We start from the raw sequence: 12152 nt of genomic DNA, 5'->3' as shown, positions 1-12152 counted from the left end.
TTTAGCTTAGTCAAAGATTACCTCATATTGTATAAATAGCTTATCTCAAGAGAGGACAAATACATATTTGATGTTATTTCCAGTAGAAATTAGACTTAAATAATTGCTAAAATTAGTTATAAGTAGCTTGAGCTTGTTAAACCGGTACATGAAAGAAAATGAAACAAATAACAATCTGGTCAATTAATATTTTAATGTTAATCTTAATTAAATTGTCAAAAATCAGCTATTCGATGATGGACTGCCTACATAATATTTGGCAAAAACCAAACACACAAGGATCGAATAGCTTTGAATTGATTTTTCCTAAAATTACAAGCAGATAAATCCTAGTAATGACCTATTAAAATAGCCTACATAGATTGTTTTAAGTCAATAACTTATGTTAGTTTTCCTAATAGCAACAAAATTAAATATCGGCCATCATTAGAACAAGCTCAATGGCTATACTTCAATGATCATATAGCTTCTAAATATATCCCACCCATCGAATTAATTATGAAACCACTTGCAAATCATCGAGGATCTTCACATTTTTTCCTGTTAATTTAAATCGGTGCTTGTCTTTTAGGATTTAATTAAATAAAAAATCCAACTAAATTATGGTTTACCAATAGCATACGAAAAATTTAAACCAAGAAGATAATCCAATTTGAATAAGTATACTTCACTATAACGGAAATATGTTAAATTTAAAAATCTCATTTCTAATAATACTTGCCTAATGAATGCTATTCAATAATGATAACCTGATTGCCTATCTCATCAAGCACCCGAGCAGATAATTCTTCCACACAAAAACAATACATCGTAATTATACTATTTATCGGTAAAAAGCTAACAAATACCCTCTCCGTAAGCATTAAACAATTGCCAATTCATGAATATTAATACAATTAGCTTAAAGCAAATTTAATTTTGATTAAATCACAAAAAATACTCAAGCAGATCTTTATAAAGTGCTTGGCAAAAACATACTCATTATTCATAAGATTTAATTAAGTTAATGGTGTCGAACAGCCAAATAGTTTTTTAATTATTTTAAGCTATTTAAAATTTGACAATATCTTTTAATATTAAAGATATTAAACGCCTAACCCTAAGATCAATTATAAAATTGAAATAGGTCGTTTTTTTTATTACCGCCCAAAAATTTAGTAAATAAAATATTAGAACATTATAATAGTAAACTCTATCTTCAATAGAATTGATCTATATTGGCTGAAGACAAAAACTCAAGATAAATTATATACTTTATATTATAATAATTTTTCAAAAAAAACTTTAATAATTTTACAATATATTTTAGTAATGAATCATTGTTATAATATAAATTGAGCTTAGAGTGCTATCTATGATTCACGATTCTATCATAAATCCTGAAAAAATAGTTACATTACCCATAGGATTTCGTGACATTTTATCTCCGCATGCCGATGCAGAAGCTAAAATGATCGATGTTATTATGTCAATCGCAATTAGCCACGGTTACATGAGAGTAAAGCCGACGCTAGTTGAGTTTGAAAACACTCTCTTCAATGGTCCTGGCCTCGCTATCTCTGAGCAAGTATTCCGACTGATTGATCCGATATCACAGCATATGATAGGGTTACGCGCTGATATGACAACGCAAGCAGCTCGCATTGCATCTACAATAATGATAGACGCTCCACGGCCAGTCAGACTTTGTTATGCAGGTGAGGTTTTGCTCACCACAACAAATCAGCTTAATCCAGAGCGTGAATTAGTGCAGATTGGTGCAGAACTAATTGGCAATTCAACCGCCGATGCAGATGCCGAAGTTATTTTATTGGCAATTGAATCATTACACACAGTTGGTGTGAAATCGATTTCACTTGACATAATGATTCCAGCTTTAGTACCACTGGTCTTAGCTGATATGCGATTACCTGCGGAAATTTTTTCAGCTGTTAGGCAGGCAATAAACCAAAAAGATATAGCTACAGTGGAGAGGCTTGCTAATAGCAAATCATCTGTATTAGTGGGTTTGCTTAAAGCTTTTGGTCCATGCGAAGAAGCAATGCGGGCTTTATCCGAGCTTGAATTACCTGATAAAGCTCGTGATTTTTTGGTTAGGCCAGCTGAAGTAATTAAATTAATCACAAACTTTGAGCCGAACTTGTCCATCACTGTAGACCCAGCAGAAAACAGGGGCTTTGAATACCATACTGGCATAGCTTTTAGTCTTTTTGCCCGTGGTGGAAGAAATGAAATAGGGCGTGGCGGACGCTATCAATCTGACAAAGATCCCAAAAGCACAGCAACAGGGTTTACTATATATTTAGAGCGCGTACTTCAAATCCTGCCTAAACATCAACAAACGCCAACTGTATACATACCTTACGGCACTCCCCGCGAGCAATCAATGGCTTTACGTACAAGAGGTCAAATTACGATAGCTGGATTAACGCCAGTCGTTGATAATTATGCTGAGGCTAAGCGTATGGGGTGTAAGTCTATTTTGCTTAACGGACAAACGATCGATCTGAGCCAATACTAAGCTTAATTTGCTAGGAATATTGAGTATTGAGCACTATAAGGAATAACGGTATGAGCAACATTGCAGTAATTGGAGTCCAATTGGGTGACGAGGGTAAAGGAAAAATAGTTGATAGACTGTCAGAAAATGCTGACGTTGTCGTACGTTTTCAAGGTGGCCATAATGCAGGTCATACCATAGTGATTAACAATCAAGTTTTTAAGCTTAGTCTTTTGCCCTCTGGGGTTGTTCGTAAAGGTAAGTTATCTGTTATAGGTAATGGAGTAGTGTTCGATCCTTGGGCTTTCGTCTATGAAAAAAAGAAAATCGAACAGCAAGGTATCACTTTAACACCAGAAAATTTGCAAATATCTGAAGTAGCATCCTTAATTCTGCCAGTTCACCGAATACTTGATCAAGCACGTGAGAAAAGTGCTCATGAGGGCAATAAGATTGGAACAACAGGGCGTGGAATCGGTCCAGCTTATGAAGACAAGGTTGGTCGCCGAGCAATACGTGTAGGTGACTTAGCTGAACCAGAAACTTTGAAGAGCAAGGTCGCATATCTTGCAGAATACTACAACCCTTATTTGCACTACTTAAATCAGCCAGATCTCGATACGAATAAGTTGGTATCAGACCTTATTGCAATTGCTCCAAAAATCTTACCTTATATATGCAGAATTTTTGAACAGCTAGCAAACGCCCAACGTGCTGGTAAACGCATCTTATTTGAAGGTGCTCAAGGGGTGATGCTTGATGTTGATCATGGTACTTATCCATTCGTTACTTCGTCTAATACTGTAGCTGGGCAAGCTGCTACCGGCTCTGGTATTGGTCCTACTTCAATCAAAAATGTGTTAGGAATTGCCAAAGCATATACTACCCGGGTTGGCGAAGGGCCATTGCCTACCGAGTTGACGGATGAAATAGGTAAATTACTGAGCGAACGGGGGCAAGAATTCGGAGTAGTTACTGGCCGTTCGCGTAGGCTGGGTTGGTTTGACGCTGTTATGGTACGGCAGGCGATACTCATAGGAGGTATAACCAGTATTGCTTTAACGAAACTTGACGTGCTCGACGGTATCGCCCATTTAAAAGTCTGCGTAGGATATAGAATAAACGGCAATGTAATTAAATATTTCCCTGCGGAAACAGCAAGACAAAGTAAGATAGAGCCAATTTACGAAACTATAAATGGCTGGACCAAAAGTACCAAAGGGGCTCGTTCTTTAAATCAACTTCCAACTGCTGCGATTAAATATATTAAAAGGGTAGAGGAGTTGGTAGATTCTCCTATCACGGTTCTATCTACATCCCCCGCACGCGAAGATACAATTATTATAAAAGATCCTTTTGCAGAATAATTGTGATTATAATCCACCACTCAATAATTATTTAATAAAAGATTATCTATATGAAACTCGTTATAGTCGCAAGTTCGGTGGTTGCTATTACTCTGCCTTATGCGTTAAGCAATATATAATTACTTTAACTAACATATTAGAACTATTCCATCAAGTTGATTAATAATCAAAGTTTATATTCCTGACCCAATTTTACAAGTGGTGAAATGCTAATTTCCGTATTCAGTAAACTAAATAAGCTACTTACAAGCGGTAAGCACAAAAAATAATATTCATTTCTGGCAAATAAGATCAGTATCTTAAGATCTTATTGATTGATCTATGAGTAAAATATATTGTTGCAATAATGCAAAATATTTTCAAAAAAAATCATATAGGCCAACTATAATTAAACGATTTATTCTACTACGATAGATTAATCGTTTAATTCACAAAGTAAAATATAACAATAGTTATTTATCTTTGGACACAAACAGCAATTTAATGTTAAGCAAAATTCGGATGGATATCTAGAGATAAGCATCATTAAGATTATCAAAACGATAAGCGTATTTTTATTGTAACAGATGCGTCTAATAGCATAGACAATCTCGGCCTAAATTACTTGAAAAAATAATTTTATTTTTTTTAATAAAACTAAAGCACAATAATTCAGTATAAATTAGTTTACTTAGTGTATAAATTTATTATTGAGTATCGAATAACGTAAGATTAGTAAATAATTAATATTAACAATACAATAAGCTTTTGTGCTAAAGAGATAATACTTATTTGAGTATTTTTCATATTAAAAATTAATTACTCAAATAATTGGCTGGTTAATCTAAACATTTAAAGTAATAAGTGAGTAACATAGTCAAGAAAAAGCTCAATTTATCATAATCAAAGCAATTAGTCTACTTACGAATTCAATTTTATATCAGCTATTGCTGAGGGTTCGTATACACTGATAAAAAATCACCGTCAATATACTCTAAAAATCAATCACAATTTTTAAACTCAATATTTCATATAAACTTAATACATATTAACGATAATATCAATTATAGAAATACTTATTATATATATCGTTAATAAAAACTTAACAATGATGAGTTTTTTTACTTTTGGTACAATAAATATGTGTTAATATCAAAACCAGTGTAAAATGATTGCTTTATTATATTAATAATAATACTCGCGAGAGATATTTGAATTGTTCTTAATTATCACAAAAATCTTTACTTTGAAGTAAATTAACTAAATGCTTTGTGCTATAATGAACAATTTATTTCTGACTGCTTAAAACTTAATTAGAGTATTAATAATCCTAGCAGCATTCTTTTGGCTAATTTTTTAATCATTACAATAATTTTTACACATTTTATACAATGATTATCTTTATAAGTAACTTAATAATTTGTATTTTTAAGTAAATAAAATCTCCTCTGGTACTACTTACACAAATCATTACAAATGAAAAAACATTTAAATCATGCTAGCTCGTACAAATTGTTAACTTTTTTACAAATTGTAATTCTATAAACTAGTTTACTTAATAAGAATACTATTAAATCTTCGTGCTTATTAGTCAAAATTAACATGTTATTTGACATAGCACTTACCCAATAACCTAACAAGCGCTATTAGCTCAGTCACCTGAATAAATATCCATAATGTAAAGCTATTTTTAGCAAAAACTAAATAAAAAATATTTATTCTTCTTGTTAGAACGATTGGTATACTGTAATAAGCAATATAGTTGACATGAATATAGCTTTAATCAAATTAATATCTTAAACAAATGTTCAACTGAAAAAATTCTAGTATAATATCACTTATCTTTATAAATCATGTTTTTTTATTTAAAATTTACAGATTAAAACAGAGATCAATTTATTGATCCGTAGAATACCTAATCATTCATAATCTTAAAAATAACTTATTTAGAGTGATTTATTCTCGCCAAAGAATAAAAACACTTTTTTATTCAAGCAAAGATATCTTTATTCAACTGTTACGCTTTTAGCTAGGTTGCGCGGCTGATCAACGTCAGTACCTTTTTCAACTGCGGTTAAATATGCTAATAGCTGTACTGGTATCGCGTACAAAATCGGCGAAACTTCTGGCTGTATGTCTGGCAGCACGACTAAATGATCAGCTGATATACCTAACTCTTCTGCACCTTTTGCGTCGGTTAGCAAAATTACTCTTCCACCACGCGCACGTACTTCAGCCATGTTGGAAGCAATCTTATCAAACAATCCATCACTTGGAGCTACTACAATTACCAGTGCATGTTCGTCAATTAAAGCAATTGGTCCATGTTTCATCTCTCCAGCTGCATAACCTTCAGCGTGAATATAAGTGATTTCCTTCAGCTTCAAAGCGCCTTCAAGGGCAATAGGATAGGATAAACCACGCCCTAAATAAAGCACATCTCGCACCCGTAATAAGTCATGAACAATCTTTTGATATTTACTAATATCCTTTAGTGCACTAGCTATTCTGCTTGGTACGCCCTCCAGAGCAGTTATTAAACGTAATGCATCACAATCTTTAATATTGCCTCTTGCCCAACCAAAAGCAATTGCAAGACCAAGAAATGCAGTAAGCTGAGCGGTAAAAGCCTTAGTCGAAGCAACTGCAAACTCTGGCCCCGCTCTCGTCAATAATACAGCATCAGATTCCCGTGCAATACTGCTTTCCGGTACGTTGACTAAAGCGAGTGTTTTTTGACAAAATCTCTTACCGTGCCGTAAAGCCAGCAAAGTATCAAGGCTTTCGCCTGACTGAGATACAGCGATGACAACACCCTTATCAGGTAAAACTGCTTTGCGATCTCTGAATTCAGAAGAGAGATCAACTTCGCAAGCTACGCCACCAATGCTCTCAAACCAATAACGCGCCGTTAAACCGGCATAAAAGCTAGTACCGGCTGCTAAAATAGTTATTTTGGATACTGCATTCACATTATCCAACGGAGCCGGCAAAGCCGCAACCCAAGTACCAGGATCGATTACTGCATGCAAAGTATGGGCAATTGCCTCTGGTTGGTCATAAATCTCCTTTTCCATAAAATGCCGAAAATTGCCCTTACCTATCATTCCCGTGGAAACAGTGGACACATATTCTGGTCGAGTTACTTTTACACCATAGCAATCAAAAACTGATATCCTAGAACGAAGCAGCTCAGCCCAATCACCATCGTCGAGATAAATAATGCGCCGAGTAAGTGGCGCTAATGCCACCGCATCAGAACCTACGTAGGCAACGCCTTCACCGATGCCGATAGCCAGTGGCGAAGCTTTTCTGGCAGCTAATAATAAATCTTCCTCCCCGGCAATCAATACAACAAAAGCAAATGCTCCAACTAACCTAGGCATTACCAGCGCCATAGCTTCGTGCGGTGTAGCACCAACAATTAGCTCACGGTTTAGTAAATGGGCTACCACTTCAGTGTCAGTAGCACTCTCAAAGGTAACACCGGCTGCTGATAATTCATCTCTAAGAATAGCATGATTTTCTATAATACCATTATGAACAACAGCAACTCTCCCAGCGACATGAGGATGAGAATTTTCTAGAGTTGGCGGGCCATGCGTTGCCCAACGAGTATGACCAATACCAGATAAGCCTTCTAATGGCTCGCGCTCTAGTAAGCTCTGTAAAGCACTAAGCTTACCAGCTGATCGGCGACGAGATAGCTTGCCGTCGAATACCGTCGCTATACCTACGGAGTCGTATCCCCTATATTCCAAACGACCTAAAGCATCTATAATCAAAGGTACAGCCGGATCAGCTGACAATACTCCAAAAATTCCACACATCTTTTTAGTCTTTCGTTTTCTTGTTAATAACATGTCGTTTGCGTAAGCGTTTTCCCCATCCAGGAATAGTCTTACTTTTACCGCGCACCACTAATAATTCATCGTTATTCACATTACTAGTTACAGCAGAGCCTGCCCCAATTACAGCTCCATCACCAATCATCAAGGGTGCTATCAGCACAGCATTTGAACCTATAAATGATTCAGCTCCAATATTGGTATATTGCTTATTGATCCCATCGTAATTACAAGTGATAGCGCCAGCCCCAATATTGGCAGCGCTGCCTACCCTAGCATCACCTATATAACTTAAATGATTAGCTTTAACTGATGACTCAATCTCAGCGTTTTTCACTTCTACAAAATTGCCTATATGTGCTGAAGCACCGATTCGCGTGCCGGATCGTAAGCGTGCATATGGCCCAATTGATGCACCAACGTTAACATGTGCATTCTCTAGATGACTGAAAGCATAGATTTGTGCACCTTGTTCTACCACTACTTTTAATCCAAATACCACATGTGGGCCAACGGTTACATCTTGTGCTAATTTGGTGTCATGGCTAAGAAAAACTGTGTCCGGTGCATTCATAGTTACACCGCCATCCATTGCTAATGCGCGCAATCTAACTTGCATCGCATTTTCTGCCCTAGCAAGACCAATACGAGAATCAACCCCTTGGGTTTCCACCGGATTGCAATTTACCACATCGCAATATCGTCCAGCAAGACGAGCAATACGAACTAAGTCAGTCAAGTAGAAATTATTTGTTTTGTCATTAATCTGTCGCAGCATGTCAAACATAACTGAAGCATCGATTGCCATCGCTCCACCGTTACATTTTTTAATTGATAGTACCCGAGGAGTTGCGTCTCGTACCTCAATTATTCGTTCTAATGTCCCATCTGGAGCGAATAAAAGCCGTCCGTAAAGTGCAGGATCCTCTGGTTCAAAACCTAAAACCACTACTGCTGGATTATCTATCTTTTTTCGTGCAATAATTAAATTAGACAAAGAGTGGGAACTGATCATTGGAGTATCCCCAAAACATACCAAAACAGTACCTCCACAGCTACACCAATCCTCTAGCTCATTAGCTGTAGACAGCACAGCATGTCCAGTCCCGAGAGGTGAATCTTGTACGGTAACAACAGCGCGTTTACTTGCAACCTCACGCACAAATTTATGAGCAGGAGAAGTTACTACTACAATTGGCTCGGCATTAATATCGACGACCGCATCCAACACCCATTCAAGCATAGACTTACCCGCTACTGGATGGAGTACTTTCGGTAAGGCTGATTTCATGCGCGTGCCCATGCCTGCTGCAAGGATTATTGCTGCAATTCGTTCGCTCATAACAATACCCTCCTTAGCTAGTATTTAAATAACACAATGCTTCTCTTACACCAAAGTCTCAATAAATTGTGAATACTAGCAGTGAAATACACTAACGCAGAAAAGATTGTGCAACGCGTTGCAATAAGGTAAGATTATTTAAATCAAAAATTATAGTTGCTAACTGATCAGTCAGAATAGTCTTTAAGCATACTTGAATATTCTTATTAGTACTAGATTGATCTATGCAATAGTCCAAACATCTCAGCAACACACAAAACATATCTTAATGTTATAGACTATAGCAGGACTATGATGATCAGAATTTGATAGTCTTGCGATTGATAGTATAAAATAATCCTAAGACTTCAATGCTAAATAGCTTACTTACTACAAGCTATCTTACAACTAAGTATCATTTAAGTATACAATACTATTCTAAATCAACCGTAGACTAAAGTAACAAGTAGATGTTAGTTGGTTGTTTCCGCAAAACCCGCTTCTTAATCTAACAATTTAAAGTCTATTATTAGTTAAAAAGTTAATAATAAAGCATTTTTTTGAATCTATAGGCTATCGCGCCGTGAACTAAAATTATAAAATTAAAACTAATTTATTGATGATTTAGCAATATTCTTCTGTAATCCAATTTGGTTGGGTTGTTTATAGATAGTATTTTTGATAACACAATTGATAGATGTAAATAAACCTGATCGTTAATTATTTTATGCCTAAATCTCTTAAACAATTTTATATTTAATTATTAATGCTAACTTAATCTTTATTACTATTTTTTGGCAAATTAATAAATAAATTAGGAATTTTATTACTGTATAATTCTTAATTAAAGATAATCATGCTAAAGTATTTCGTTTAGAAAAAAATTTTATCTATGGAATTTTTAGCTTGAAGCTATTTAAATAAAGCATGTCTACGTTGTAGACCAGGTACGGGCAGCTGGTGGGAGAATGATTAATTCTAATATTATGTTAATGCGATTTGCATTATTCTGATTGAGTTTTAATTAGTTATGAATTTATACCATAAATCTTGAAGTATGGTTTGTTATTGTTTATAATGTCAATACTTCATGCCTAAAGCTTTAAATTTCGATGAGTTTTAGGATTTTATCCTTATGGTGAAATAATCATGTTATTTATCGTTGCTATTTTATGTTGGTGGGTTTGTAATTTACCTGCTAATTGCTATATGTAGTCTCAATAATCTAAACTTAACAAATCCTAAAAGCTTTAAATTTCGATGAGTTTTAGGATTTTATCCTTATGGTGAAATAATCATGTTATTTATCGTTGCTATTTTATGTTGGTGGGTTTGTAATTTACCTGCTAATTGCTATATGTAGTCTCAATAATCTAAACTTAACAAATCCTAAAAGCTTTAAATTTCGATGAGTTTTAGGATTTTATTCATGGAGTGAATTATCATGGCTTGGTTACCTGATATTTTAGCGTTACCTTATATTTTGGAATGGTTGATAGATATCCTTTCTTAGACGTTGTGCTGGCTAATTATTTAGTCTCAATAACCTAAACTTAACAAATCCTAAAAGCTTTAAATTTCGATGAGTTTTAGGATTTTATCCATGGAGTAAATTATCATGGCTTGGTTACCTGATATTTTAGCGTTACCTTATATTTTGGAATGGTTGATAGATATCCTTTCTTAGACGTTGTGCTGGCTAATTATTTAGTCTCAATAACCTAAACTTAACAAATCCTAAAAGCTTTAAATTTCGATGAGTTTTAGGATTTTATCCATGGAGTAAATTATCATGATAGCTTGGTTCCTATTCTTTCTAAATGGTTTTTAGCGGTCCTTTCCTAACCGTTATGCTTTCAACACTGCTTTCTAATAAAGTAAGTTATGCACAGTTGTTCTATTAGCAGCTATTATAAATAGCTATTCATATGATTTCTTACTTCATTTAATGGATCTGTCTTAATAGCTGCTTTTTATTGTGTTAACTAAGGCTTGTTAGACCAAGTAGAATTATTTTTACTGCATTAAGATAATGATAGTTTAGCTGAAAATATTCAGTTAATGAATGAAAGCCATACAAACAACAATATATTAACTGCTTGTATGGCTTTTCTTTTGATAGGTCTTAATTTGCATTAAAAATAATTGATTCTCTTCTTTTTCCCTGCCTGGGGAAGACGATGTATCGCTAGGTAATTTTAGGAATTAAATGATTACTATGGAATTAATGTATAAGTTAGATAAGATAGGTAGGCTTCCTTTAATTGGAGTAATGCTTGCTGGCTTTGTTTTTTTATGGCCTATTGGATTGGTAATTTTTTGTTACATGGTTTGGAGTAAAAGAATGAATTGTTGTGATTTTATAAATCATCAATGGTCTAAGTTTAGACATTCCGATAATGGATCCAGTGGTAACAGCGCATTCGATGCATACAAAACAGAAACTCTTCGACAGCTTGAAGAAGAACAACGAGATTTTAAGTTGTTCCTCGAACAGCTTCGGCAATCAAAGGATCGTGCTGAATTTGAGCAATTCATGTCTCAACGTCGTTCTTCTTCAGTGAAGTAATTAACTTTTTAATATTGTTTTCTAATTATCTATTGAGCTTTGTTATAAAGCAGGGATTCTTAAAATAGATTTGATCTTTATTTATTTATAATGTTTTTATTTTGATAAACTTGCATTGTTCTTATCTTTTTATTATTTGATAAATTAATTTTTGTCTTATTCAACTTAATAAAATTTGCGATTTGTAAATATGTAAATGTTGCTTGCTTTTGTTTTGCATATTAAAGTTCTATAATTATAGAGCAATTTAATGAGATGAAATTTTAGACAACTGTTATATTACTAATAATTGACTATATAATTAGGTATTATAATATATAATACTTTTAAATAAAATCCGCAAAGTTAACATTTGACTTTTATCTCATACCAAAAACTTTGTCGAGTTCTACTCTTGGATGTTCATAAGAAATATCTTTTTAGCATAATTTCACATTTTTCATCCATAAGTTACTAACCTATTCGCGTAGGGAGTTTCAGATATGTGTTTATCAAAGTTTTTACACAAAATATATTCTTTAAATATTTATAAAAAAACACTACATACAATTAACTGTTCCTATAATAA

Annotated in this window: 6 protein-coding genes; 3 read left to right on the top strand and 3 right to left on the bottom strand. The window is 34.2% G+C overall.

All coding sequences use genetic code 11. From position 1 onward, the window contains the following. Positions 1-731: 731 nt before the first annotated feature. Positions 732-863, bottom strand: coding sequence for a hypothetical protein (locus tag A1OE_RS04530; protein WP_272942670.1), 132 nt, complete (start codon positions 861-863; stop codon positions 732-734). 491 nt (positions 864-1354) lie between these two features. Between A1OE_RS04530 and A1OE_RS00450 the strand changes: the two genes are divergently transcribed. After that, on the top strand, positions 1355-2521 hold the full coding sequence (locus tag A1OE_RS00450) for an ATP phosphoribosyltransferase regulatory subunit (RefSeq protein ID WP_015087849.1): 1167 nt from the start codon (positions 1355-1357) through the stop codon (positions 2519-2521). A gap of 50 nt (positions 2522-2571) precedes the next feature. Beyond that, entirely contained in the window at positions 2572-3867 is a 1296-nt protein-coding gene (locus A1OE_RS00445; protein ID WP_015087848.1) for an adenylosuccinate synthase, read from the top strand. Positions 3868-5852: 1985 nt separating this feature from the next. On the opposite strand, the gene glmS is transcribed toward A1OE_RS00445, so the two are convergent. Both glmS and glmU read right to left on the bottom strand, forming a co-directional pair. Beyond that, on the bottom strand, positions 5853-7676 hold the full coding sequence (glmS, locus tag A1OE_RS00440) for a glutamine--fructose-6-phosphate transaminase (isomerizing) (RefSeq protein WP_044283322.1): 1824 nt from the start codon (positions 7674-7676) through the stop codon (positions 5853-5855). A 4-nt stretch (positions 7677-7680) separates the two neighbouring features. Next, positions 7681-9036, bottom strand: a complete 1356-nt coding sequence (gene glmU, locus A1OE_RS00435) for a bifunctional UDP-N-acetylglucosamine diphosphorylase/glucosamine-1-phosphate N-acetyltransferase GlmU (RefSeq protein ID WP_015087844.1) — start codon at positions 9034-9036, stop codon at positions 7681-7683. Between the two features lie 2188 nt (positions 9037-11224). Here glmU and A1OE_RS00430 point away from each other — a divergent pair. Beyond that, a complete protein-coding gene (locus tag A1OE_RS00430) occupies positions 11225-11584 on the top strand; it encodes a DUF2852 domain-containing protein (RefSeq protein ID WP_015087841.1) in 360 nt (119 codons plus the stop codon). Positions 11585-12152: the final 568 nt, after the last annotated feature.

The organism is Candidatus Endolissoclinum faulkneri L2 (genome assembly GCF_000319385.1).
Taxonomy (GTDB): domain Bacteria; phylum Pseudomonadota; class Alphaproteobacteria; order Thalassobaculales; family Thalassobaculaceae; genus Thalassobaculum; species Thalassobaculum faulkneri.
This window is presented reverse-complemented; position numbering and strand designations above follow the sequence as displayed.